We start from the raw sequence: 24,904 nt of genomic DNA on the forward strand, positions 1-24,904 counted from the left end.
GCTCTGGAGTGGAAGGGACGGACCCTGCGGGCGGTGCGCTCCCTCTACGGGGGTAATGTTCTGGCCACCCTGCATTATAACAGCACGGAAAATCTGGACACTGCCCGCCAGGTGGTTGGGCAGGCTTTTACCATCGGAAACCGGGCCCCTGCCCCCGGGAAGCTGATTCACGGGGTGGTGGGGGAGTAATATTCTGAAGGAGATGAAGTGGTTGAAGGGACAGTGGAAGGGGTTCTTTTTTGTGGTGGGGGCCGCCTTCATGTGGGGGCTGGCGGGTAATGTGGCCAAATATTTTTTCAACCAGCAGGTGAACGCCGTTGATGTGGTGCAGATGCGCCTTTTTTTCTCTTTTATTTTTCTTTTCCTGTACCTGGTCAGCACCAACCGATCCCTGATCCCCGTTGCCCGGGCGGATATACCCCATATTCTCATATTTAGCGTATGCGGAGTCACCGCCGTCCAGTTTACCTATCTACTGGCCATCAGCAAAACCAATGTGGCCACGGCCATCTTTTTGCAGTACCTGGCTCCGGTACTGGTGCTGGGTTACGGACTTTTACGCCGGCAGGAAAAACTGACAGCGGTCAACGGGTCAGCCATTTTATTCTCCGTTTTGGGAGGGTTTCTCATGGTCAAGGGCAATCCCGGCGGCGGCCTGGCGGTAAGCCCGGCGGGCCTGGCGGCCGGACTTTCCTCGGCGCTGGCTTTTGCCTTATATACCTTATTAGGTAAAAAATGGCTGGCCACCTATTCGCCATGGGCACTGTTGTTATATGGCTTTGGAACGGGCAGCCTGCTTTTTACCTTCTACCGCCTGCCCTGGCTCACTTTTTTCCGCTATTCCTGGGAAGAATGGTTGTTTTTCATTTATATCGCCCTCTTTTCATCCATCCTGCCCTTCGGGATGTATTTTAAAGGGCTGCAGTATCTGACCCCCATAAAAACCAACCTGACCAGCACTCTGGAGCCGGTGGTGGCCGCCGTCCTGGCTTACCTGCTGCTGGGGGAAATTTTAACCCCATGGCAGGTGGCCGGTTGCGCCTTCATTTTGGGCGGGGTGATCCTGATTCAGCTGGCCGGGCAGACAACCGCAAAAAAGGCGATCAGCGCTGAACACATATCCGCCGCCGGTTCATAAATAACCGGTTAGAAAAATATGGCATCTATAAAGTAAGGCTTCCCCTGCCTTTCACATAGAATCATGTTCACTGCTACGCCATTAAAGGCTGGGCGGGTTGGTGGCCGGGGCTTGTACTTGTGCCGGAGGGCGTCCCCAGGCAGTGAACAGGCAGCGGGTAATGAAAGACCGTTCAGCGGTTAAAATGTTTGGCCGCGGCCGGACGATAAGGGATTAAAGTCCACTTCCGAGATGGCGTACTCCTTCATTTTTCGATAAAGGGTGCTGCGAGAAATGCCCAGGTATCTGGCGGCTTCGGTTTTGCTTCTGAATCTCGCCAGGCAGTTCCTGATCGCCTGCTCTTCAGCGCTTCTGATTAAGGCGGCTTCCTTTTTAGCCGGAGAGATCATCCTGGAAGTGACAGATTCGATCAGGCCCGGTGGAAGCAGGTCGGTGGTTATTACCGGTCCGGTAGCCAGGTTCACCGCCCGTTCCACCATATTTTGCAGTTCGCGGATATTACCGGGCCAGTGGTAATTGAGGAACAGGTCCAGGGCTTCGGGAGCAAAACCTTCCACGTTTTTGCCCAGGCGTCCGCTGATCCGCTTCAGAAAATAGGTGGCCAGTTCCCGGATGTCTGCTTTCCGTTCCCTTAACGGGGGCAACTGGATAACCATTACACTCAGGCGGTAAAAGAGGTCCCGGCGGAAGTTGCCTTTTTCCACTTCAAGCGCCAGGTCCTTGTTGGTGGCGGCGATGACGCGGACATTAACGGGAATGTATTCCCGCCCTCCTACACGCATCACCCGGCGTTCTTCCAGTACCCGCAACAGGGCAGCCTGCAGATCGACGGGCATCTCTCCGATCTCGTCCAGGAAGATCGTCCCCTGGTCAGCCAGTTCGAATTTGCCGGGGTTGCCGCCCTTTTTGGCCCAGTGCGGCGGGTTGCTTTTCCAGAGGCTACTGCCTATGATGTCTGCCGGCAGGTTTTCAGTGCGGATCTTTCCCTGCACGAAATGCGTTTTGCCATGGCCGAAACCCTGGCCCATCTGGCTTTTCTGGTGGAGAGGGGAAAGCTGGAAATGAAGCGCAGGGGTGGGGTGTTCATTTATAGCTGGCAGGAATAGTTCAAAAGTAGCTGATGCTGGGTGAAAGGAAAATGTTTTGACAAAGAGCGGATTTCAATTTAAAATCACTTCATAACCAAACGTTTGTTGGGCGAACTGGCTTGCATAAATACCAGGGGATTGTAAAAGCGGCAGAGCGTACTTCCTCAGGAATCTCATGGGTAACAGTTTCCCCCGGCAAATCAGGAATTTTGCGTCCATGACCTTTATGACCAGGATTTGCTCCGCGTTTACCAGCAGTGGTTGCCACTGGAGAGTGGTGCCATGATTGGGAGAATAAACAAAGAAGGGGGGTTTTTAGATGGATAAGAGTTTTCCCTTTGAACTGGCTGCAGGGCTGTATGTTTTAGGCAACCGGCACTTTTTCAGCTTTCTGGTTACCGGTGAAACTCACGCCCTGATTGAAATGGGGGTGAGCGCTACGGCCCCCCTGGTGGCCGGGCAACTGGCGGCGCTGGGCATAGATCCCCAAAAAGTGGCTTACCTGGTGGTTCCCCACGCCCATTTCGACCACCTGGGCGGCCTGCCCTACCACCGGAGCCTTTTCTCGCGGGCGCAGGTGGTCTGCTCTGACAGGGCGCGGGAAACCATGGCCAAACCCCGGGTGCTGGAACAGTTTTTCCGGGAGGATGCGGCCACATCCGCCTGGCTGGAGGAGGCGGGAAAAGGGCGGCACACCTTTTCCTGGCTGCCCGGCTCGGTCCTGGAAGCAGGGATGGTGGTGGGTGAGGGTGACCTCCTGGCCCTGGGACGAAACAGCACCCTGCAATTTATTGCCGCCCCCGGCCATAGCCCCTGCAGTCTAGCCGTATACCTGCCCGAACGGGAAACACTGCTGGTTTCCGACAGCCTGGGGTTTTTCCTGGGGCCGGAGGATAACTTTCCCCTCTTTTTTTATGACTATGACGCCTATCTTGAAACTGTCTGCCGGCTTGGGCGGGTTGGCGCGGCCACTGTAGCGGCGGCCCACGAATTCATCTTTACGGGGGATGATGCGGCAGGTTGTTTTAAGGTGGCTGAAGAAACCGCCAGAAAATTCTGCCGGCATGTCCGCACTTTCCAGGGCAGTGGGGAGGAACTGGCGGCGGCGCTTTACGACCGCTACTACCGCGGCGGCCTGCAGGTCTACTCGCCGCAGAACATAAAGACCTGCGTAGAACTGCTGGTTCGCCGGGCGCAGGGTGCCCGGCAGGGTGCAGACAGGTAAAAATAAATAAGCCAGGAGAAAGCGCTCCCCGCACGACGGTTTTAAACCGTTTCCCATGAGCGGCAGAAGATGGTCGATTTGGAATGATGGGATGGAAAGGATGAGGACTGATATCAAAAGGCCTTTGGCCTTGTTGGTGGGCATGGTGTAACGCTAATACCCCGTTATGCAGGAATTCGGTCCTTTGCGCAGAAATAATTCAAGTAAATCCGTTAAGGGGGAGTGACGGACAATGATAAAAATAAAAGATATGACCCGGGAACAAATTACCCATACCTTTTGCAGCTGGTGTGATTATCGCCGCGTGGTTGCCGGAGAAACCTGCTGGGTTTGTGGTCTGGATGAACAGAAACTGGAAGAGCTCTGCGCGTACAGGCAGGCGCTGCGGCGAGAAACGGAGAAAGCAGGGCAAAGCTGCGCAACCCATTAATCCCGTCGTTAATGTTTCAGTAGCCCCGCTATGGTGCCAATGGTGGCGGTTTTGCAGGACAATTATATCCCGTCCTTTTTCACTGTTAAACATTACACCCATCATGTGTTAAGAAGGCATGGGATAAGCTCGGACAAGAACGCCTGAATTTTACTGCTCCGTTACGTGTATAGGAATAGGGGACCGGTCACCGGAAATGGGTGGCCGGTTCTTTTGCATCATAAGGCAGGTGCCGGAATGCAGGAATTATGCTGGATGAAATCCACCTGGCGGCCAGCAAAGTCCTGAAGGAATTAAGGCTGCTCTTCAACTTTAAAATGGATTCGCAGAATCCTTTTCTCCTGATCCTATCCGGGCAAACACTGATCCGCAACAGAAATTTTTATTACCTACGACCAGGTACGGGATGAACCGGGCAGCTTTGAGCTGGTATTCCTTTGCTGGGGATAAAACTCGGGCAAAAGCCCGGTTTTTTTTGCCTGGCACTGTCCCACTGCCAAAAACAAAACGCCGCCCCGGTAAATGAGCGGCTGCGGGTTGCCATTTCCTGCGATTATCTGAACGCGGATAAGGGAGGCTCTTCTCTTAAAAAATCTTCTTCCGGGTCAACTCCTCCTGCACATCCATTAATGCCTCGCCGAAGCGCTGGAAGTGGACCACTTCCCGTTCCCTCAAGAAACGCAGGGTATCCTTTACTCCCGGGTCGTCGGTCAGGCGGATCAGGTGCTCGTAGGTGGTGCGGGCCTTCTGCTCGGCGGCCATGTCCTCGTGCAGGTCGGTCACCGGGTCGCCGGTGGCCTGGATGTAGGCCGCCGTCCAGGGCATGCCGCTGGCGTCCACCGGGTAGACCGCGTGGTCGTGCTCGGCAAAGTAGGCACCCAGGTCTTCCCGGCGCAGCTGTTCCGGGCTGGTTCCCTGCAGCAGGCGGTAGATCATGGTGCCCACAATTTCCCAGTGGGCCAGTTCCTCGGTGCCGATGTCGGTCAAAAGGCCTTTAGCCTTGTTGGTGGGCATGGTGTAGCGCTGGGTCAGGTAGCGTACCCCGGCGGACAATTCGGAATCAGGGCCCCCATACTGGGCCATCAGGTATTTGGCCATCCGCAGGTCGGTTTTATATACCCTCACCGGATATTCCAGTTTCTTCTCATATATCCACATCTTCCCCACTCCTTTCGCCCGAACATTCCATATCTGGTGGAAATGGCATAATTTTAAGCAATGAATGGCATAATGTTAAGGCACTGTTTAAAATTGCATTTCCCACGGCCAGGGACTTTCAACCCAGCGCCAGGGATATTCAAGGGGCGTAAAACCATAGGCCATCAGCGGACCGTACATCCGCTCATATTGCGCCTTTAACTGGTTCAGCCGTTCGGTAACCATGTTGTAATCGTTCAGCGGTTCCTGTTCCGTGGGGTGAGTGTCCAGGTAAAGGGTTAAATCCACAGCCACAAATTCCAGGGCCATGATGTCCCGCAGCATTTGCATTTGTCTGGGGTCCATTGTTTTTCCTCCCTTCTGGCGGCGGGTCCGGGATGCCTAATAGGGATAGGGGCGATAAAGCTCGGGGAAGATGGTGCCCTTTTCCAGGGCTTCCGCCGGGCTGTAGGTTTTACCGTATCGCTGTAGTGGAACATAGGCCTGGGCCAGCCGGACCGGCGGATAAAAGCTGGTGGTATGGGCTGCCGGTGGGGCCTGCGCTGTTGTCACTTTTTGTTCCTGGGGGGGAGTTTGCTCGTGGTTGCTCATGATATTTCCTCCTCCTTGATCTTCAGGCAAAAACTACTATATAGAGTATGTAATGGTAGATGGGGATGCCACAGCCGGAACAGAACATAATTGTGCAGGCAAAACGTTATTCTGTGTCAACCCGATAATTGAACTAACAGTCTGTTTTCATTCAATGGCCGGGCATGACTGCCGGCCATTTTTTACCGGCCGCTTAATAGGGCCGGGTGGTACGCCCATGATAAAATGCCTGGTTTTCCAATCAATCCAATTCCAAGATAAAAACAAACATCAATGCTCGAAATCCTGCCCCGATGGCTCCTGTCAAAAACTAGATCCCCGGCCGGCTTATAAATTTTTACGAGATGGTAAATCTTAAGGGACAGCCGGCCAAAAAAAGAGCTAAAATCCTTCTGCCAGCGAAAACTGGTGGGGAGACAGGGTGATTTATGCCGCGATTCACTTTTCCATGGATTATCCCTGCATTTTGCAGTACCCTTTTGTATTGTCTAGTCCTTGGTTCCGCCCCGCCCGTGGTTGCCGCTCCTGACAGCCTCAAAGATTGCACAGTGGTCATCGATCCCGGTCACGGGGGCGACGATCCCGGAGCGGTGGGCCTTCACGGTATTATAGAAAAGGATGTGGCCATGGCCATCGGACGGCGGGCGGCCGCATTGTTTCAACAGCAGGGCGCCCGGGTAATTATGACCAGGGACGGGGACAGGGAAGCGGCGGCTCCCGGTATAAACGGCGGAAAATGGCTGCCCTCCCACGACCTGCCCCGCCGGGTGGAACTGGCCAATAAGTGCAGAGCCCAGCTCTTCCTCAGCATTCATTTGAATCATTTTTCCGAGCCCGATGAGTATGGTGCCCAGGTATTCTACCAGACCGGTGCCCGGGAGAGTCAGAAACTGGCTGAAGCCATTCAGGTCGAGCTCAACCGGCAGTTGGTGGATTCGGGACGTCAGGCGCTGGCCGGGGATTTTTACGTCTGCCGCAATTCCCAAATGCCGGCTGTCATTGTGGAAGTGGGCTTTTTAAGCCATGAGAACGAGTCCCGGAAGTTGCTCGATCCGGCCTACCAGGAACGGGCCGCCCGGGCCATTTTGCAGGGTGTGCTCAACTACATAAGTGGCTCTGGAGGAAGTGAAAAACGTGGGACAAACACAAACATATCCGGCCATATCCCCATCGCCCCATAACGGGCGAAAAAATGAAATAAACACCGGTCAACCGTCAAAAGAAGCGGTTATTTGTGGAATATGGCCCATCAACGGAATTTTCCACCGGCCGGGCAAAGGAAATAATCCCTGCGTAAATGGCGCCAAAATCAGGATGCAGCCGGGCAAATTCCTTTTAGCCATGGCTCTGGGCATATGCCTGGGGCTGGTGATTAAGCCCACCCAGGCCCAGTCCCAGCGGGATCCCTATTACGGTTCCTGGCAGCCGGTCACTGTTTCGGACCAGGGTGTTGATTATACCACCCTGAAAAGGCAAATGGAGGAATACATAAAAGAAAAGCAAAGCGCCTTTGCCATCTATTTCCATGATCTGGCTTCCGGAGCTTCCTTTGGAATCAACGAGGATAAACCCATGGTGGCGGCCAGTACGGTGAAACTGCCCATGGCCCTGTACATCAACCATTTGGTGGTGCAGGGGAAGGCCCACTGGCACGACCGGGTTTCCTATCAGAAAGCCACCGATTACGAGGACGGCTCCGGTGTGCTGCGTTACGAGGCAAAGGACGGCGATACATATTCCCTGCGGGTGCTGACCAACCTGTCCGTTACCATCAGCGACAACGTGGCTTACCGTATGCTGGCCCGGCATGTGGGACGTCCCAATTTCATTGCCTTCATGCAGGAACTGGGCGGCCGTACCGTATATCCCGGGGGCAAAAATTTGACCACCGCCCGGGATCTGGCCACCTATGTGCGGGCCCTTCTGGATTTTGCCCACCGCCACCCCCGGGAAGGGGAACGCCTGCTGGACGACCTGGCTCACCCCAGTTTTCACGTGGGCCTGCCGGGTCTGCTGCCGCCGGAGGTGATGGTGGCCCACAAGGAAGGGGATCTGGACGAAGGGGTGGCCAATGACTGCGGCGTGGTATTCTGCCGGCGGCCCTATATTCTGGTTGTTCTTTCCAGCGGGGTGAAGGACACCCGGGAAGGTTTCGCCGATATCGCCCGTTTGAGCAAAATGGCCTATGATTTTCAGGAATCACTGGCCGGCAAAAAATGATTGGCAAGGGGGTTTTAACCGTGTACCGGAAAAAGATCCTGGTTCCTTTGTTCGTTCTGTTAATGCTTCTCACCCGGGCAATGCCGGCCTGGCCGGCACCGGAAAATGAAAAGGGGACCCCGGCGGGAATGGATACCACCGCCGAGTCCGCCGTGCTCATGGAAGCCCAATCGGGTCAGGTTCTGTGGTCCAAGAACCCGGACAAGGAACTGCCCATGGCCAGCGTAACCAAAATAATGACCCTGCTTTTAGCCGTGGAAGCCGTGGAACAGGGCAAGGTAAGCCTGAAAGACCGGGTGGTAGCCAGTGAAAACGCCTGGGAAATGGGCGGTTCCCAGATCTACCTTGAACCGGGGGAAGAATTCAGCTTCGAAGAAATGCTCATTGCCGTGGCCGTGGGTTCGGCCAATGATGCCAGCGTGGCGGTGGCCGAACATTTAATGGGCAGCGAAGAGGCTTTTGTGGAAGCCATGAACCAGCGGGCTAAAAAACTGGGCCTGCAGCACACCCACTTTGTCAATTCCACCGGCTTACCCGCCAGGGGGCACTATACCTCCGCCCGCGACATGGCTGTGATTATGCGTGAATGTTTGAAATATCCCCTCTTCCGGCGCATATCCTCCATCTATGAATATGACCTGCGGGGAGGAAAGTTCAAACTGTGGAATACCAACAAGCTGCTCAAATGGTACGAGGGAGTGGATGCGGGCAAGACGGGCTGGACCAACGAGGCCAAATACTGCCTGGCCTCTTCGGCGGAACGGGACGGTTTGCGCCTGATTGCCGTTGTCCTGGGCACTCCCGAACCCAGGAGCCACTTCCGGGAATCCATTAAACTGTACAAGTATGGCTTCGCCCGTTATAAGGTCCTCAATCTCATGCCGGCCGGGGCAACCGTAAAATCCCTGCCGGTGAGCAAAGGTGTATCCAACCGGGTGGATGCGGTTACCGCCGGCCGGGTCAGCGTGGTGGTACCAAAGGGTGAGGATAAGGGGTTCACCACCCGGGTGGAACTGCCGGAACGGGTAACCGCACCGGTGGCCAAAGGCCAGCCCCTGGGCTATTGCGTGGTCCTCAAAAACAACCAGGAGGTACAAAGGGTGCCCCTGGTGGCCGGCAGCGAAGTAAAAAAGGCCAGCCTGGTGCAGCAAATCAACAAAGTGTTTACCCGCCTGCACGGCACCCGGTAAACCGGTTGCTGCCGGGGTACGATAGTGGAACCGAAGATGCGCGGGCGACGGTTTCCCCGTCGCTCTTTTTTTTGCATACCGGAATTAAATTTGCATTTCGACAGAAAATATGGTAACATTTAGCAGGGAAAAAGCCCTTGCCCGTAGAAACAAGTCATTGGAAAGCCGGCGGCAGCAGCTGTTCGGGTTACGGGACTTTTCCCCGACTGGAACAAAAGATCTCCGCGGCCGGCAAATGTTTGCAGGCAGGTGATCCCGATGGAAATGGATCTGGAAATCAGGCAGGACACCCTCTTTGTCCGGCCGGTGGGTGAACTGGACCTGGGGGCTGCGGACTCGTTGCGCCATTCGGTGGAACAGGCGTTGAACGGTAACCCGGTACGCCACCTGGTGCTTAACTTATCCCGGGTATCTTATATCGATAGTGCCGGTCTGGGGGTTATCCTGGGCCGTTACAAGCGCCTGGCCCGGGAGGGCTGGCGGGTTTCCCTGGTGGGCCTGCAGCCCCAGGTGCGCCGGGTTATGGATCTGTCCGGCCTGCTGCGCATAATGGGCGAGTACCCCTCGGAAGAAGAAGCCGTGGCCAGGGCCGGGTGAGGTGGTAATATCATGAAGGTAATCAACCAGCTGAAAATGGAATTTCAAAGCCTGCCCGCCAATGTGGCCTTTGCCCGGGTAGCCGTGGCCGCCTTTGCCTCCCAGCTGGACTTTACCTTAAACGATCTGGAAGAATTGAAGGTGGCCGTTTCCGAAGCCGTGGCCAATGCCATAGTGCACGGTTACGGCAGCTCCCCCTCCGCAATGGTACGGCTGAGTGCGACCCTGACGGAACAGGGAATTGAGATCCGGGTGGAGGATAGCGGCAGGGGCATCGCCGATGTCCGGAAGGCCATGGAACCGGCCTTTTCCACTGATCCGGAACGGATGGGCCTGGGTTTTGTCTTCATGCAGTCCTTTATGGACCGGGTGCAGGTGGACTCCAGCCCGGGAAAGGGAACCCGGGTGACCATGTTCAAGCAGGTCAACGGCGGTGCACCGGCCGCCTCCCAGGGCACCCATTGAGGTGAATGCCCATGAGTACCAGGCTGCTGGAAATGAACCTGCCCCGCTTCCCCCTTCTGAGCGATCAGGAAATGCGGGAATTGCTCCGCCGGGCCAAATCCGGGGACAGGGACGCCCGGGAAAGATTGATTAACTGTAATTTAAAGCTGGTATTCAACCTGGTGCGCCGTTTTCAAAACCGGGGTTACGAACTGGAGGATCTCTTTCAAATCGGCTGTATCGGCTTGATGAAGGCCATTGACAAGTTTGATCTCCATTACGACGTGCGCTTTTCCACCTACGCCGTGCCCATGATTGTGGGGGAAATCCGCCGCTTTTTAAGGGACGACAACCCGGTCAAGGTCAGCCGTTCGGTAAAGGAAACGGCCTACCGCATCCACCAGGCCCGGCAAAAACTCACCGGGCGCATTGGGCGGGAACCCACGGTGGGCGAAGTGGCGGCGGAGCTGGGTATCTCCCGGGAAGATGTGGTCACGGCCATGGAAGCGGCCCAGGCGCCTACATCCATCTATGAAACCCTGCATCAGGACGACGGCGATCCCATTTATCTGCTGGATCAGTTGCGTAACCGGGGAGATGGGGAGGATGGGGAACCCCCCTGGCTGGATCAAATTGCTTTAAAGGAACTGCTCATGTCCCTGCCGGAAAGGGATAGAAAAATTCTCATCTGGCGCTTTTTTGAGGACCGCACCCAGGCCGATGTGGCCCGGCGGTTGGGATTGTCCCAGGTGCAGGTGTCCCGTCTGGAACGGCAGGCCATAAAAAAATTAAAACAAATGCTTTTGCCGGAAGAGAAAACCAGTTAATGAAAAGTCCTCACCGCGGGAGGGCTTTTTTATTACTGATAGTTGTTGAGTATTTAACATCGCATAAAACCCGGACGGCGGGCAGATAATAGGTTATAGATTTTACTTAAAGTTTATTTACACAAAGGAGGATGCTTTATGCATATCAGGGTTTCGGAAATGGTCGGGGAGTCGACCAGCGGTTGGAAGGGTGCCGTGCAGGCGGCTGTTGATGAGGCTTCCCGTACCATCAGTGATATTGTGGGCGTGGAAGTGGTCAATCTGACCGCCAATGTGGAAAACGGCCGGGTAGTGGAGTACAAGGCCAATGTGAAGATAGCCCACAAGGGTTGAACAAAGGCGAAGGGGACACCCAGGGTGTCCCCTTCGTATAATTGCCCGCGGGGGAGGAAACCATAACTGGCGGGGGTGAAATAGTGGGCGAAGTAAAGGATACAGACCCGCTGGAAATACAGAAAAAGGAATACCAGCAAATGGTGGAATCGCTAAAACCCCGTCCCACGGTGGCCCGCAATGTTTTCTGGGCCTTTGTGGTGGGCGGATTAATTTCCGTACTGGGGCAGTTGTTTTTAAACTTTTACCAGTCCCGGGGCCTGCCCCTGACGGAAGCCGGGGCGGCCACCTCGGCCACCCTGGTTTTCCTGGCCGCCCTTTTAACCGGCCTGGGAGTATATGATGAAATTGCCCGTTTTGCCGGGGCCGGGTCCATCGTTCCCATCACCGGTTTTGCCAATTCCATGGTGGCACCGGCCATGGAATACCGGGGTGAGGGGCTGGTCTTGGGTGTGGGGGCCAGGCTGTTCACCACAGCCGGCCCGGTGCTGGTTTTTGGCATCGTCACGGCCTGGATCGTGGCCGTCCTGTACTACCTGTTCCGATAAACGCCCGGAAACACCCGGAGCTGGTCCGGAGCAGACGTTTCACGCGGAAGCCAAAGGGTGAGCAGGACAACGCCGTGCCTTACAACGACTAACGACCAAAGAGCAAAGCGAGGTGGGTTCTTTGCCGGCGCCCAAGAAAAACGGGGTGCAAACCGTATGGTTTCAAAATCCGCCGGTGATTGTGGCCACGGCCACCATTGTGGGCAGCAAAGAAGGGCAGGGGCCCCTGGGCCATACCTTTGACAAAGTGGTGGAAGACGGATATTACGGGGAAAAAACCTGGGAAAAGGGTGAACGGCGCATGCTGGCCGAGGTAATGAACACAGCCATCCAGCGGGCCAACCTGCAGCCTCAAAATATCGATTACCTGCTGGCCGGCGACCTTTTAAACCAGATTATCAGCGCCAACTTTACCGCCCGGGACCTGGGCATCCCCTTCCTGGGCCTTTACGGAGCCTGTTCCACCATGTACGAAGGGCTGGCCCTGGCCGGTATGCTTATTGACGGCGGTTTTGCCGAAAACGTCCTGGTGGGTGTCTCCAGCCACCAATCCACGGCCGAAAGGCAGTACCGTTATCCCACGGAGCAGGGCGTCCAGCGTCCCCTGTACGCCCAGCGGACGGTTACCGGCGCGGCGGCGGCGGTAATCAGCCGCCAGGGAAACGGGCCGGTGATAACCCATGCCACCGTGGGCAGGGTGATTGACCTGGGCCAGGGGGATCCCATGGACATGGGGGCGGCCATGGCCCCGGCGGCCGCCGATACCATCGCCCGCCACCTGATGGATACCGGCCGGCAGCCCGAGTATTACGATCTATATATCACCGGCGACCTGGGTACCTACGGGCGGGAGCTGGCCGTTAAACTGTTGCAGCAGAAGGGCTACGATCTTTCCAGCCGTTTCAGCGACTGCGGCGTGCTGATTTTCTCCCCGGAACAGGACACCCATGCCGGGGGCAGCGGTTGCGCCTGCTCCGGTGTGGTCACCTGCGGTTATTTAATCCAGGAAATCCGCGCCGGCCGTTTGAAGCGCATGCTGGGTGTGGGTACCGGGGCGCTGCTCAGCCAGATCAGCTGCCAGCAGGGTGAAACGGTACCCGGCATAGCCCACGGTGTGGTTATTGAAGGCCGCTGATCCTTGGCCGGGGCGTGAACAACCACTACCCGTATTGTTTCTGGTGAATGGGGGAATGGATGTGATTTTACTCAAGGCCTTTCTGGTCGGCGGCCTTTTATGCGTGGTCGCCCAGCTTCTCATGGACCTGACCAGTTACAAGATTACGCCGGCCCATGTGCTGGTGGGCTTTGTCACCGGAGGGGCCATTTTAAGCGCCCTGGGCCTTTACCAGCCTCTGATCAACTGGGCCGGAGCGGGAGCCACCGTGCCCCTGACCGGTTTCGGCCACCTGCTGGCCCAGGGGGCCATCAGCGGAGTGCAGCAAAAGGGGATTTTGGGCGCCTTCACCGGAGGCGTGACGGCAGCAGCAGCAGGCATCGCGGCGGCGGTGGTTTTTGGTTATCTGGCCGCCCTGGCTTTCCGGCCCAAAGGGTAAAATTGACCGACGATTAATTTCGAGGAAGTGGTTATTATGGCCGAGACATTACAAAAGGACCGTCAGAACAAAACCCCCCTGAGCAAAGACCTGGAGGAAAACACCCGGTGGTTGAAAAAGAAACTGGGTGTGGGGGAAAGCTATGACATCATTTTACGGGAGATGAACATTGGCGGGGTCAAGGCCGCCCTGCTCTTTGTGGACGGGCTGACCAACGACCAGATTTTCACCCGCATCCTGGACCATATGGCGGATCTGGAGCGGGAAGGAATGACCATCAATACCTTCCGCAAGCTATTCTACCGCCACGTTCCCTACACCGAAGTGAGCCAGGCGGATAACCTGGAGGACGTGGTGGAGAAGGTGTTGTCCGGCCCCCAGGCACTGCTCATTGACGGGGAAGAAAAGGCCATCATCATTGATGCCCGCATTTATCCCGTGCGCCAGCCCGAAGAACCGGACCTGGAACGGGTGGTCCGGGGCTCCCGGGACGGCTTTACCGAAACGCTGGTTTTCAACACCGCGCTGATCCGCCGGCGGGTGCGGGACCCCCGCCTGCGCATGGAAATCCTTCAGGCCGGCACCCGGTCCAAAACCGATATCGTTATTTGTTTTCTACAGGATGTGGCCAATGCGGATCTGGTGGACAGCATCAAGGAAAAGATCAAACACATCGAAATTGACGGCCTGCCCATGGCGGAAAAGGCCGTGGAGGAATTAATCACCCCGGGGAGTTACTGGAACCCCTTTCCCCGGGTGCGTTACACGGAAAGACCCGACGTGGCGGCCATGCACCTGCTGGAGGGACATGTGCTGGTGCTGGTGGACACTTCCCCCAGCGTCATGATCGCCCCGGCCACCTATTTTCATCATTTGCAACATGCCGAGGAATACCGCCAGAGCCCGGCGGTGGGGGTGTGGTTGCGGGCCGTGCGCTTTGTGGGCGTGGCCATTTCCATTTTCCTTTTGCCTCTGTGGTTGCTGGCCGCCATGCATCCCGAACTGCTGCCTCCGGCCTTAAGTTTCATCGGACCGAAAAAAATAGGGGCCATACCGTTGATCATCCAGTTTATTATTGCCGAATTTGCCGTGGATATGGTGCGTCTGGCCACCATCCATACGCCCACGTCCCTGTCCACGGCCATTTCCCTGATTGCCGCCCTGCTCATTGGAGACATTGCCATTTCCGTCGGGTTATTTGCACCGGAAGTTATTTTATATACCACCGTGGCCGCCCTGGGCACCTTTCTCACCCCCAGTTACGAACTGTCCCTGGCCAACCGCCTGGTTCGCCTTTTCCTGCTGGCTGCGGTGGCCCTGCTGGGATTGCCCGGATTTATCATCGGCCTGCTGGCCACCCTGGCCATTCTGGTGGCCACCCGTTCCTTCGGGGTGCCCTATATGTGGCCCCTCATCCCCTTTAACTGGAATGCCATGAAAAAGGTGCTGGTGCGTTCACCGGTGCCCATCGACAACATTCGCCCCAGCATTTTGCACCCCCGGGATAAATACCGCCAGTCGGCGCCGGAGCCGGCCAGGAAAAGGCGGGAATAAAACCTTTTGGAACGGACCCGCCGGGGTCCGTTTTATTTTGTCCGCTTTCCGGTCATACTATGGATATTGCCGGAAAAAGCCGGACGGCACGCCACGTCCGGATACTCAACCATCGGAAAGGAGATTGGGGATGACCATCAGAATAGGGATTCCCAGGGCACTGCTCTATTATTACTACTTCCCCTTATGGTCTACTTTTTGGGAAGCTCTGGGTGCCACGGTGGTGGTTTCCGGACCAACCACCAAAACCATCCTTGACCGGGGGATAGCCCACTCGGCAGACGACGTCTGCCTGCCGGTCAAGCTGGCCTTTGGTCATATCCTGGACCTTAAGGACAGGGTGGACGCGCTTTTCATACCCCGCCTGGTCAGTGTGGCGCCGCGGGAATATATCTGCCCCAAATTTCTGGGCCTGCCGGATATGATACGCCATGGTTTGAAAGGATTGCCGCCGGTACTCAGCCCCGACATCAATCTTTACCGGCGAGACAATCTTTTCCCCGCTTTTCGTGACCTGGGCGGCCTTTGTACCCGCAACCGTTTGCGGGTTTACCTGGCCTACCGCGGGGCCCTGCAGGTACAGGCACGCTACCGCCAACTGCTGGAAGCCGGATTTTTGCCCGACCAGGCCATGGCACTGTTGAAAAACCCGGGCAAAGAACAGGCAGAAAAGCGTCCAGGGGACTTTACAGTGGCATTAATCGGCCACCCCTACAATATTTATGACTTCCATATCAGCATGAACCTGTTGCAGCGCTTGCAAAAGGAAGGAGTGGGGGTGGCAACCGCCGATCACCTTCCCGGGGAAGTGGTCCGGAAAGAGGCCGGCCGGTTGCCCAAACCCCTTTTCTGGACCCTGGGGCAACGCATGATCGGCGCTGCCTTTCACTACCTGGCTCAGGCCCGGATCAGCGGCATTATCCATGTGGCCTCCTTTGCCTGCGGTCCCGATTCCATGACCGGCGAACTTATTGAAAGACAGGCACGTCGCCGGGGAAATATGCCCTTTTTAAACCTGACCCTGGATGAACACAGCGGGGAAGCGGGGGTGGTTACCCGTCTGGAAGCTTTTCTGGACATGATCCGGCGCCGGAGCCGGGCCCAGGGGGATCCACCCGTAAAGCCCGCCACGGAATGCCGCGAAACATTTGATCCCGTACCCGGCCTGGTTTCCTCCGGGGTCCGATAAAAGAAGATGAAGATGTTTATCCCGAGGTGATATTGATGAAGGTCACCTTCCCCCACATGGGGCACCTGTGGATATGTCTTTCCGCCATGCTGGAATATCTGGGAGTAAACGTGGTGGTACCTCCTCCCTCCAGCAAGCGCACCCTGACCCTGGGAGCCAGACATGCTCCGGAATTTGCCTGCCTGCCTTTAAAACTGAACCTGGGCAACTTTATGGAAGCCAGGGCACTGGGTGCGGACACCATTCTCATGGCCGGCGGGTGCGGTCCCTGCCGCTTTGGTTATTACGCCCAGGTGGAACATGCCATCCTGGCGGATCTGGGTTATGACTACCGCCTGGTGGTGATGGAGCCTCCCCAGAGGCATATCGGCGAACTGCTGGCCAAAATCAAGTACATTACCGGACACAGTTCCTGGTGGGAAGTGGTGCGGGGCATCCGTTTCGGCTACCGGAAGGCCCGGGCGGTGGACGAGTTGGAACAAATGGCCCACCGGATGCGCCCCCGGGAGGTGGCGCGGGGCAGCACCGACAGGGCCTTTAACCGGGCCCTGCAGGAGATCATAGCCGTCCGCCATCCCCGGGAATTGCCGGCAGCGGTGGAAAGGGCCCGGTCCGTGATGAACAAAGTGCCCGTGGAATCGCGGACGGTGCCGCGCATTGGCATTGTCGGGGAAATATTCACCCTCCTGGAACCATTTGCCAACCTGGATCTGGAAAGGCGCCTGGGCTATCTGGGGGTGGAGGTGGACCGCTCCATCTACCTGAGCGAGTGGATCAACGACCACCTTTTCCTGGGTTTGCTCAGGGGTCTGCGCAGCCATAAAGCAGCCTGCCGGGCGGCTGCACCCTATTTGAACCACTGCGTGGGTGGACACGGCCAGGAAACCGTGGGCAGCACCATCCTTTACGCCCGGGAAGGTTACGACGGGGTGATCCAGTTGCTGCCCTTTACCTGTATGCCGGAAATCGTGGCCCACAGCATCCTGCCCCGGTTAAGCAACTCCATGGATATACCCGTATTGACCATTACTGTGGACGAACAATCCGGGGAAGCGGGGCTGGTCACCCGCCTGGAAGCCTTTGTGGACCTGCTGTTCAGGAAAAAGCAGGCGGGTAACTTGCCGGCGGGAGTCCTTTCCCGGGAGCCGGCCTGAAGTATGCCGCGGTGCGCTTTTGCCATTGCTACGGACAGGGCCGTACCTCAAGCGGGTCGGCCAAACATTTACCTGCGCAGTTACCATGGTAAAAGGGGATGATCATGTGCACGGTTATCTGGGAATAGATGTGGGGTCGGTCAGTACCAATCTGGTGTTTCTGGACGAACAGGGACAGGTGCGGGAAAACATTTATCTGCGTACCAGGGGGCAGCCCATTGCCGCCCTGCAGGAGGGTCTGCGGGAAATGGCCGGCCGGCTGCCGGCCAGAACTGGCATCCGGGGAGTGGGCGCCACCGGCAGCGGGCGTCACCTGGCCGGGGTAATCGCCGGCGCCGATGTAGTGAAAAACGAAATCACCAGCCACTCCGTAGCCGCTTCCACCCTGGTGCCCGGGGTGCAAACCGTCCTGGAAATCGGGGGGCAGGATTCCAAGATCATTATCCTGCGCCATGGAGTGGTGGCTGACTTTGCCATGAATACCGTCTGTGCCGCCGGCACCGGTTCCTTTCTGGACCAGCAGGCCGCCCGTCTAAACATTCCCATACAATCCTTCGGGGAAATTGCCCTCCAATCCACCACACCGGTGCGTATAGCCGGCCGCTGTGCCGTATTTGCCGAGTCGGACATGATTCATAAGCAGCAGATGGGCCACACCCTGCCCGACATCCTGGCCGGTCTTTGTCAGGCGCTGGTACGCAACTACCTGAACAATGTGGGCAAGGGTAAAGAAATCCTGCCCCCCGTGGTCTTTCAGGGAGGAGTGGCGGCCAACGCGGGCATGAAACGGGCTTTCGAAGAGGCCCTGGGAATGGAGGTGCAGGTGCCCCCGTATCACGATGTGATGGGTGCCGTGGGTGCCGCCCTGCTGGCCAGGGAGAAAATGGCCCGGGGCGGGCAGAGCCGGTTCCGGGGATTTAAGGTGGCGGAAACGGTTTTCCGGGCCGGCGGCTTTGAATGTGACGGTTGCCCCAACCTGTGTGAGGTGGCCGAGATTACCATGGAAGGGCGGGTTATCGCCCGCTGGGGCGACCGCTGCGGCCGCTGGTCCAATATCCTGGCCGGTGACCGGCTGCGGGAAAGGGGGCTGACCAGCGCAGGGTAAACCTCTCTCGGAAAAAAGACAGTCCCCTTTTTCTTTTTTAACCGGAGGAAAGGGTTGCCCACCGGAGTACAGCCGCTCACAGCAGCCCATTAAGGAAAGGGGCCGAAGACCCCGGATATATTTTCCGGCCCCCGGCTTCCCATCTCCGGCGGCAGTCTTAAGCCCGCACGGTCCAGTTGTAGCCGCTGTTGTTGTCCCAGTTGTTGGCTGAATCTTTAAAACAGAAGTGCAGCAGGTTGTCCTGCATGCGCAGGGTGCTCTCCCAGCCTTCAGGGGATCTATTCATCTTGATGGTGTTTATGTTATGCCACTTTACCGGATCCCCGAACCCGCAGTGCAGGTAAACCTGATCCGCCCCGCTTTTGGCCAGCAGGCCATTATACAGGATGCGCACGTCATTAAAGCCGGCCGGCCTCACTTCCACACCCTTGGGACTGTCGGACCAACTCTGAATCAAAAGAAATGCACCTCCTGAAAAAATAAATTTTTTTCCGGCTATCTGTAAATTAGCCTTTCACCCTGTGCATCCCCCTATACAAGGTCATTTATTCCTGTGCAGGAAACCACCGACGACAAACATTAGAAGGAATATCTGTTTTATCCGTCGAATTAATACCAAAAGTTGAATCTAAAAGAGAGGAGCTTGCACAGCCGAGATGAGTGAGAACAACGAGATCAAGATCTTGCTGACCGAGAAGGAAATGCCCACCCACTGGTACAACATCCAGGCCGATATGCCCCGGCAGATGGATCCTCCCCTTAATCCGGTCACCGGGCGGCCGGTGGGCCCGGACGATCTGAAAGCCATCTTTCCCCTGTCCCTCATCGGTCAGGAAGTCAGCCGGGAGCGCTGGATTGAAATCCCGGAAGAGGTGCGGGAGATATACCGGCTCTGGCGCCCCAGTCCCCTTATGCGCGCCCGGCGGCTGGAAAAGGCCCTGGATACTCCCGCCCGCATCTTTTATAAATACGAAGGAGTCAGTCCGGCCGGCAGCCACAAGCTGAATACCGCCGTGCCCCAGGCCTACTTTAACAAGCAGGAAGGAATCAAAAGGTTGACCACGGAAACAGGAGCCGGCCAGTGGGGTGTGGCCCTGTCCCAGGCCTGCAACTTCTTCGGCCTGGAATGCACCGTTTATATGGTCAAGGTCAGCTACCAGCAAAAACCCTACCGCCGCTCCATGATGGAAATTTTCGGCTCCCGGGTTTTTGCCAGCCCCAGCCGGGAAACGGCCGCCGGACGGAAGATTTTGCAGGAGGATCCCGATTCCCCCGGCAGCCTGGGCATTGCCATCAGTGAAGCGGTGGAGGACGCCGCCGGGCGGAACGATACCAATTACGCCCTGGGCAGCGTGTTGAACCATGTTTTGCTGCACCAGACGGTTATCGGCCTGGAGGCCAGGGAACAGATGGCCAAAGCCGGTTACTATCCCGACGTGGTCATCGCCTGCTGCGGCGGGGGCAGCAACTTCGGCGGTCTGGCCTTTCCCTTTGCCCATGACAAAATTACCCGGGGGACCGGGGTACGGCTGGTGGCCGTGGAACCCACCGCCTGCCCCACACTGACCCGGGGCCGCTTTACCTATGACTTCGGGGACGTGGCCGGCCTGACCCCCCTTCTGCCCATGTACACCCTGGGGGCGGCCTTTATGCCTCCCGGCATACACGCCGGCGGGCTGCGCTACCACGGCGATTCCCCCCTGGTCAGCCGGCTGGTGCAGGACGGTATCGTGGAGGCCCGGGCCAAAAACCAGCTGGAGACATTCAAAAGTGCCATCCTATTCGCCCGCAGCGAGGGCATTGTACCCGCTCCCGAATCGGCCCACGCCATCGCCCAGGTCGTTGACGAAGCCCTGGCCGCCCGGGAAGCCGGCGAAGCCAGAACCATCTTATTTAACTTAAGCGGTCACGGGCTTCTGGACCTGCCCTCCTACGACGCCTATCTGGCCGGCCAGCTAAAGGATTATTTTCTGCCGGAGGAAGCGCTGCAAAAATCCCTGGCCGGGTTGCCCCGGGTGGGAAAATAAAAAAGGGGACTGTCCCCTTTTTTACCGGTGGTTGACCGGTGGATACAGTTGTGTTAAAATAGGACAAACTTTATACAAAGCCTCATCTCCGGCCGGAGGTGGGGTAGAGGTTGCGGACAACAAGAGTATCCCGGTGGAGGTGCGGGTACCGTTGAAACCGGGGGAAAGGGTTGCCCGCCGAAGTCCAGCCGCCGCCCGGAGCGACTGGGCTGGGCCGACATCGAAGAGGTGCCGGACTGTCACCGTGCGGTCAGCCCTGCCGCCGGTGGAGCGCTATCTCACCTGGGTGGAGGGTGAATATGTTTTGCCTTACCAGACAGTCAGGTGGCCATTAAACGGGTCACCTTCTTTTATGTACATCACCGGCACAAAAAGATCTCTTCCGGGCTACTATAATAAGCGGGAGGTTTTATGAACGCCATGAAGCTGCACGGCACCATGGGCATTAACAGCCGGGGGCACCTGGAAATCGGCGGGTGCGATACGGTGGATCTGGCCAGGGAATTCGGTACACCCCTTTATGTGGTGGATGAAGAGCATTTCCGCGCCAACTGCCGTAGCTACTACCGGGCTTTTACGGAAAAATACGGGGCGGAGGTGCTTTATGCCGCCAAAACCCTGCTCACCCTGGCCATCTGCCGGATGGTGGAAGAAGAGGGGCTGGCCATGGACGTGGTATCCGGCGGCGAGCTCTATACCGCCATCAAAGCCCGTTTTCCCATGTCCCGGGTATATTTCCACGGGAACAACAAATCCAGGGAAGAACTGCACCTGGCCCTGGAGGCCCGGGTGAGCCGGTTCATGGTGGATAACCTCTATGAACTGGAATTGCTCAACCAGCTGGCCCGGGAAATGCGCACCCGGGCGGGGGTTATTTTACGCCTCACCCCCGGGGTGGAAGCCCATACCCACGAATACATCAAGACCGGCCAGATTGACAGCAAGTTCGGCCTGGTCATAGAGAACGGCCAGGCCATGGCGGCGGTGAAAGAGGCCCTGGCCCTGGATCACATTAACCTGCACGGTTTCCACTGTCACATCGGCTCCCAGATCTTTGAGCTGGATTCTTACGCCCATGCCGCCCGGGTAATGATGGACTTTGTATCCCGGGTTTACCGGGAAACGGGCTGGATATGCAGCGAACTGAATCTGGGCGGCGGCCTGGGCATTTATTACGCCCCAGGGGACCAGCCCCGTCCGGTGGAGGATTATGCAGCGGTAATCATGGGGGCGGTGCGGGAAAGCGCCCTGGAAAGGGGGCTGCCCGTACCCCGGGTGATGGTGGAGCCGGGCCGTTCCATCAGCGGTCCCGCCGGTACCACCCTTTATACCGTGGGGGCCGTTAAAGAAATCCCCGGCGTGCGCAAATATGTGGCCGTGGACGGCGGCATGGGGGACAACCCGCGACCGGCCCTGTATCAGTCCCGCTACGAAGCCTGCGTGGCCAACAAGGCGGCCATGGAACCGGCCGAAGTGGTTTCCATTGCCGGGAAATGCTGCGAATCGGGGGATATGCTCATCTGGGACATCGCCCTGCCCCGGGTGGAGCCGGGAGACGTCCTGGCGGTCAGCTGCACCGGCGCCTACAACTATACCATGTCCATGAACTACAACCGCCTGCCCCGGCCGGCCATGGTGCTGGTCAGGGACGGCCGGGCCGACGTCATCGTGCAGCGGGAAACTTACGCCGACCTCCTGCGCAATGACGTAATTCCGGAACGCCTGCGCCCGGGCCGGCTGTTAAACGTGGCCGCCTCCCGCTGACAGGCGGGGAAAGAGGGACACCGGGGCACAATGAAAAAATTACCGGCAAATTTTACGCGCCTTTCCACAGGCGCTTTTTCTACATCCCGGGGTGTGGTATAATCAAATACTAAAGGTCTATCAAGGAAAGGACATCCCATGGATATCATTACCACCCACACCAACACGGATCTGGACGGCCTGGCCGCCATGGTGGCGGCTCAAAAGCTTTACCCCGAAGGGATTCTGGTCTTCCCGGGAAAACTTTCCCGTAATGTGGAGGAATTCATGGCCCTGCACAAGGATGCCCTGGCTGTCCGCAGCCTGCGGGAAATCAATCTGGAAAAGGTCAAGCGCATTATCGTGGTGGACACCAAGAACCCGAGACGGCTGGGTAAACTGGCCGAACTGTTCTCCAGGCCCCGGGTTGAAGCTCATATTTACGACCACCACCCCTGGGCCGAAGGGGACATCCGGGGTGCCCTGGAGGTGGTGGAGGCGGTGGGAGCCACCGCCACCCTGCTGGTGGAACGGATCAGGGAAAGGCAAATCCCCCTCAACCCCCTGGAGGCCACCATCATCGCCCTGGGCATTTATGGCGATACCGGTTCGCTTTTGTTTACCAGCACCACGCCGCGGGACGTGGCGGCAGTGGGCTTTCTTTTGGAAAAGGGGGCCAATTTAGGAGTGGTGGCCGATTTTTTGGGACGACCCATGACCGAGGAGCAGAAATCCCTGCTCAAAACCCTTTTGCTCTCCGCCCGGCGGCACCAGGTAAACGGCGTGAAGATCCTCCTGTCCACCGCCGTGGTGGAGGAATTTATCGTGGGTCTGGCCCTGCTTACCCATACCATTTCCGAAATCGAACGGCTGGATGCCGTCTTTACAGTGGTGGAAATGGAAGACCGGGTGCACATGGTGGGCCGCAGCAACGTGGCCCAGGTGGATGTGAAGGAAATTTTAACTCCCTTTGGCGGGGGCGGCCACCCGGCCGCCGCCTCGGCCACCGTCAAGGGCCGTCCGGTGCATCAGGTGGCGGAAGAACTGCTTTCCGTCATCCAGGAAAAAGTGCGCCCACCCCTGACTGCCGCCGGGATCATGTCCAGCCCGGTGAAAACCGTCACCCCCGAAACCACCATCACCGAGGCGGGTCATGTAATGCTCCGCTACGGGCATACCGGCCTTCCGGTGGTGAAGGGGGGGCGGCTGGTGGGGGTTATTTCCCGGCGGGATGTGGAAAAGGCCAACCTCCACGGCCTGGGCCACGCGCCGGTCAAGGCCTTTATGACCGGCAATGTGGTCTGGGTGACTCCGGACCTGCCCGTGGCCGAAGTGCAGCAATTGATGATCGAGCATGATATCGGCAGGGTGCCCGTGGTCAAGAACGGCCGGCTGGTGGGCATTGTTTCCCGCACCGATGTCCTGCGCACCATGCATGGTGATTTCCCCTCCCGTTATCACGTTCTTTTCCCGGGTCACGTCCCTTCCCGGGGAGACAATATTGCCGATCTGATGCGCCACAACCTGGGCCCCCGGGAATGGGACATCCTGCGCCGGGCCGGGGAAGCGGCCGCCGGCCTTGGTTACCGGGTTTTCGCCGCCGGAGGGGTGGTGCGGGACATTTTGCTGGGTGCGGGCAACCTGGATGTGGATCTGGTGGTGGAAGGGGACGGCATTGCCCTGGCCGAAGCCCTGGCCGCCAGCGGGGAAGGCCGGGTCAGGGCGCACCGGCACTTCGGCACCGCCGAGGTGCTCTTCCCCGACGGGTTCAAAGTGGATGTGGCCACCGCCCGGGTGGAATACTATGAATTTCCCGCCGCCCTGCCCCGGGTGGAAAGCTCCTCCATCCGCCAGGATCTTTATCGCCGGGATTTCACCATCAATGCCATGGCGGTGGATTTAAACGGGGAACATTTCGGCGATCTGGTGGATTACTTTGGCGGGCGGGAAGATTTACAACAGGGGCTAATACGGGTATTATATAACTTGAGTTTTATTGAAGATCCCACCCGCCTTTTGCGGGCCGTGCGTTTTGAGCAGCGCTACCGGTTCACCATCGAACCCCAGACCTTGAAATTGGTCCAGGAGGCCGTGCAGCGGGAAGTGCTGCAGCGGGTATCCGTGGAACGCCTGTGGGACGAATTAAAACACATACTCATGGAGCCGGCGGCGGGCAAAATGCTGGACCGTCTGGATCGGCTGGGCATCTGGCCCTTCGTCTTCCCGGGGGTGACCTACTGGGAAGTGCAGCCGGTGCTCTCCGGCCTGGACCGGGCCATAAAAATGCTGCAGGACTGGGACTTCCTGGACGGGGTGGAAGGCTGGCTGTGTTATTTCATTGCCGCCCTGCACTGGTCCACCCCCGAAGCGGCGGCGGAACTGTGCCGGCGCTACCATTTGAACAAGCGACAGACGGAAAAGGTGCTCAATTCCGTGCAAAACTGGCGCCAGGTATTATCCACGGTCTGGAAGCAGAATAATCACCGTCCCAACAGTGAGCTGGCCCACCTGATCCTGGCCCTGCCCCGGGAAGCCTATCCCCTTTTGCTCTCCCTGCTGGAAGAGGAATGGATGCGGCACCGTTTCCACCAGTTGCTCCTGCTGATCCGGGAGAGCAGGCCCACCGTGGACGGTAAGTACATCAAGAGTCTGGGCTACCGGCCGGGACCTGTCTTCCGGCGGGCGCTGGACGCCGTGTGGCAGGCCCGGCTGGACGGTCAGGTGAAAAATAGCGACGAAGAAAAGGCCTTTATCCAGGAATTTCTTCGCCGGCATCAGGGAGAGATTTAA

At 57.5% G+C, this 24,904-nt stretch carries 25 protein-coding genes, 1 pseudogene and 1 riboswitch; of the genes and pseudogenes, 21 read left to right on the plus strand and 5 right to left on the minus strand.

The window, feature by feature from the left end; translation table 11 throughout:
- Together GFC01_RS18795 and GFC01_RS12090 are read left to right on the plus strand one after the other, a co-directional pair.
- Window positions 1-189 (plus strand): annotated as a pseudogene (locus GFC01_RS18795) (hypothetical protein); the annotation flags it as partial.
- 22 nt (window positions 190-211) lie between these two features.
- Entirely contained in the window at window positions 212-1,138 is a 927-nt protein-coding gene (locus GFC01_RS12090) for a DMT family transporter (RefSeq protein ID WP_152947384.1), read from the plus strand.
- A gap of 179 nt (window positions 1,139-1,317) precedes the next feature.
- Here the strand turns inward: GFC01_RS12090 and GFC01_RS12095 are convergent, their stop codons facing one another.
- Complete coding sequence (locus GFC01_RS12095; RefSeq protein ID WP_341473944.1) at window positions 1,318-2,130, minus strand: sigma 54-interacting transcriptional regulator; 813 nt, start codon at window positions 2,128-2,130, stop codon at window positions 1,318-1,320.
- 415 nt (window positions 2,131-2,545) lie between these two features.
- Between GFC01_RS12095 and GFC01_RS12100 the strand changes: the two genes are divergently transcribed.
- The gene (locus GFC01_RS12100) at window positions 2,546-3,451 is read left to right on the plus strand and encodes an MBL fold metallo-hydrolase (protein WP_152947386.1); all 906 of its coding nucleotides are present in this window, start codon (window positions 2,546-2,548) and stop codon (window positions 3,449-3,451) included.
- A gap of 232 nt (window positions 3,452-3,683) precedes the next feature.
- The gene (locus GFC01_RS12105; protein ID WP_152947387.1) at window positions 3,684-3,881 is read left to right on the plus strand and encodes a hypothetical protein; all 198 of its coding nucleotides are present in this window, start codon (window positions 3,684-3,686) and stop codon (window positions 3,879-3,881) included.
- Window positions 3,882-4,466: 585 nt separating this feature from the next.
- Here GFC01_RS12105 and GFC01_RS12110 read toward each other — a convergent pair.
- The 3 genes from GFC01_RS12110 to GFC01_RS12120 form a co-directional block, all read right to left on the minus strand.
- Window positions 4,467-5,039: a manganese catalase family protein gene (locus GFC01_RS12110; protein ID WP_152947388.1), complete on the minus strand. Its 573-nt coding sequence runs from the start codon at window positions 5,037-5,039 to the stop codon at window positions 4,467-4,469.
- A gap of 87 nt (window positions 5,040-5,126) precedes the next feature.
- The gene (locus tag GFC01_RS12115) at window positions 5,127-5,384 is read right to left on the minus strand and encodes a spore coat protein CotJB (protein ID WP_152947389.1); all 258 of its coding nucleotides are present in this window, start codon (window positions 5,382-5,384) and stop codon (window positions 5,127-5,129) included.
- 36 nt (window positions 5,385-5,420) lie between these two features.
- A complete protein-coding gene (locus GFC01_RS12120; RefSeq protein ID WP_152947390.1) occupies window positions 5,421-5,630 on the minus strand; it encodes a spore coat associated protein CotJA in 210 nt (69 codons plus the stop codon).
- Window positions 5,631-6,109: 479 nt separating this feature from the next.
- Between GFC01_RS12120 and GFC01_RS12125 the strand changes: the two genes are divergently transcribed.
- The 14 genes from GFC01_RS12125 to GFC01_RS12190 all read left to right on the plus strand — a co-directional run bounded on the left by GFC01_RS12125 (window position 6,110) and on the right by GFC01_RS12190 (window position 18,344).
- Window positions 6,110-6,811, plus strand: coding sequence for an N-acetylmuramoyl-L-alanine amidase family protein (locus GFC01_RS12125; protein WP_194174932.1), 702 nt, complete (start codon window positions 6,110-6,112; stop codon window positions 6,809-6,811).
- Window positions 6,765-7,850, plus strand: a complete 1,086-nt coding sequence (locus GFC01_RS12130) for a serine hydrolase (RefSeq protein ID WP_341473945.1) — start codon at window positions 6,765-6,767, stop codon at window positions 7,848-7,850. Before GFC01_RS12125 ends, GFC01_RS12130 begins: the two co-directional genes overlap by 47 nt.
- A gap of 20 nt (window positions 7,851-7,870) precedes the next feature.
- Window positions 7,871-9,040, plus strand: a complete 1,170-nt coding sequence (locus tag GFC01_RS12135; protein ID WP_341473946.1) for a D-alanyl-D-alanine carboxypeptidase family protein — start codon at window positions 7,871-7,873, stop codon at window positions 9,038-9,040.
- A gap of 258 nt (window positions 9,041-9,298) precedes the next feature.
- The gene (spoIIAA, locus tag GFC01_RS12140; protein ID WP_152947393.1) at window positions 9,299-9,637 is read left to right on the plus strand and encodes an anti-sigma F factor antagonist; all 339 of its coding nucleotides are present in this window, start codon (window positions 9,299-9,301) and stop codon (window positions 9,635-9,637) included.
- Between the two features lie 12 nt (window positions 9,638-9,649).
- Entirely contained in the window at window positions 9,650-10,102 is a 453-nt protein-coding gene (gene spoIIAB, locus GFC01_RS12145) for an anti-sigma F factor (protein ID WP_152947394.1), read from the plus strand.
- An 11-nt stretch (window positions 10,103-10,113) separates the two neighbouring features.
- Window positions 10,114-10,908 (plus strand): RNA polymerase sporulation sigma factor SigF, encoded by a 795-nt coding sequence (sigF, locus tag GFC01_RS12150; protein ID WP_152947395.1) that lies wholly within the window; start codon window positions 10,114-10,116, stop codon window positions 10,906-10,908.
- A 138-nt stretch (window positions 10,909-11,046) separates the two neighbouring features.
- Window positions 11,047-11,241: a dodecin family protein gene (locus GFC01_RS12155; RefSeq protein WP_152947396.1), complete on the plus strand. Its 195-nt coding sequence runs from the start codon at window positions 11,047-11,049 to the stop codon at window positions 11,239-11,241.
- An 83-nt stretch (window positions 11,242-11,324) separates the two neighbouring features.
- Window positions 11,325-11,789, plus strand: a complete 465-nt coding sequence (spoVAC, locus tag GFC01_RS12160; protein WP_341473947.1) for a stage V sporulation protein AC — start codon at window positions 11,325-11,327, stop codon at window positions 11,787-11,789.
- A 121-nt stretch (window positions 11,790-11,910) separates the two neighbouring features.
- A complete protein-coding gene (gene spoVAD / locus GFC01_RS12165) occupies window positions 11,911-12,924 on the plus strand; it encodes a stage V sporulation protein AD (protein WP_152947397.1) in 1,014 nt (337 codons plus the stop codon).
- Window positions 12,925-12,979: 55 nt separating this feature from the next.
- Window positions 12,980-13,342 (plus strand): stage V sporulation protein AE, encoded by a 363-nt coding sequence (gene spoVAE, locus GFC01_RS12170; protein ID WP_152947398.1) that lies wholly within the window; start codon window positions 12,980-12,982, stop codon window positions 13,340-13,342.
- A 36-nt stretch (window positions 13,343-13,378) separates the two neighbouring features.
- Window positions 13,379-14,896 (plus strand): spore germination protein, encoded by a 1,518-nt coding sequence (locus tag GFC01_RS12175; RefSeq protein WP_152947399.1) that lies wholly within the window; start codon window positions 13,379-13,381, stop codon window positions 14,894-14,896.
- A 130-nt stretch (window positions 14,897-15,026) separates the two neighbouring features.
- Window positions 15,027-16,085, plus strand: a complete 1,059-nt coding sequence (locus GFC01_RS12180) for an acyl-CoA dehydratase activase-related protein (RefSeq protein WP_152947400.1) — start codon at window positions 15,027-15,029, stop codon at window positions 16,083-16,085.
- A 35-nt stretch (window positions 16,086-16,120) separates the two neighbouring features.
- On the plus strand, window positions 16,121-17,239 hold the full coding sequence (locus tag GFC01_RS12185) for a CoA protein activase (protein WP_152947401.1): 1,119 nt from the start codon (window positions 16,121-16,123) through the stop codon (window positions 17,237-17,239).
- 106 nt (window positions 17,240-17,345) lie between these two features.
- Window positions 17,346-18,344, plus strand: a complete 999-nt coding sequence (locus GFC01_RS12190; RefSeq protein WP_341473948.1) for an acyl-CoA dehydratase activase — start codon at window positions 17,346-17,348, stop codon at window positions 18,342-18,344.
- A gap of 157 nt (window positions 18,345-18,501) precedes the next feature.
- Here the strand turns inward: GFC01_RS12190 and GFC01_RS12195 are convergent, their stop codons facing one another.
- Window positions 18,502-18,801: a carbohydrate-binding protein gene (locus GFC01_RS12195; protein ID WP_152947403.1), complete on the minus strand. Its 300-nt coding sequence runs from the start codon at window positions 18,799-18,801 to the stop codon at window positions 18,502-18,504.
- A 199-nt stretch (window positions 18,802-19,000) separates the two neighbouring features.
- Between GFC01_RS12195 and GFC01_RS12200 the strand changes: the two genes are divergently transcribed.
- The 3 genes from GFC01_RS12200 (at window position 19,001) to GFC01_RS12210 (ending at window position 24,904) form a co-directional block, all read left to right on the plus strand.
- Window positions 19,001-20,371, plus strand: coding sequence for a TrpB-like pyridoxal phosphate-dependent enzyme (locus tag GFC01_RS12200; protein WP_152947404.1), 1,371 nt, complete (start codon window positions 19,001-19,003; stop codon window positions 20,369-20,371).
- 96 nt (window positions 20,372-20,467) lie between these two features.
- Window positions 20,468-20,655: riboswitch (Lysine riboswitch) on the plus strand.
- 136 nt (window positions 20,656-20,791) lie between these two features.
- Window positions 20,792-22,135, plus strand: a complete 1,344-nt coding sequence (gene lysA, locus GFC01_RS12205) for a diaminopimelate decarboxylase (RefSeq protein WP_152947421.1) — start codon at window positions 20,792-20,794, stop codon at window positions 22,133-22,135.
- 138 nt (window positions 22,136-22,273) lie between these two features.
- Window positions 22,274-24,904 carry a CBS domain-containing protein gene (locus GFC01_RS12210; protein ID WP_152947405.1) on the plus strand — a complete coding sequence of 877 codons (2,631 nt, stop codon included), beginning with the start codon at window positions 22,274-22,276 and terminating at the stop codon, window positions 24,902-24,904.

Source organism: Desulfofundulus thermobenzoicus (genome assembly GCF_009428905.1).
In the GTDB taxonomy this organism is placed as follows: Bacteria; Bacillota; Desulfotomaculia; order Desulfotomaculales; family Desulfovirgulaceae; genus Desulfofundulus_A; species Desulfofundulus_A thermobenzoicus.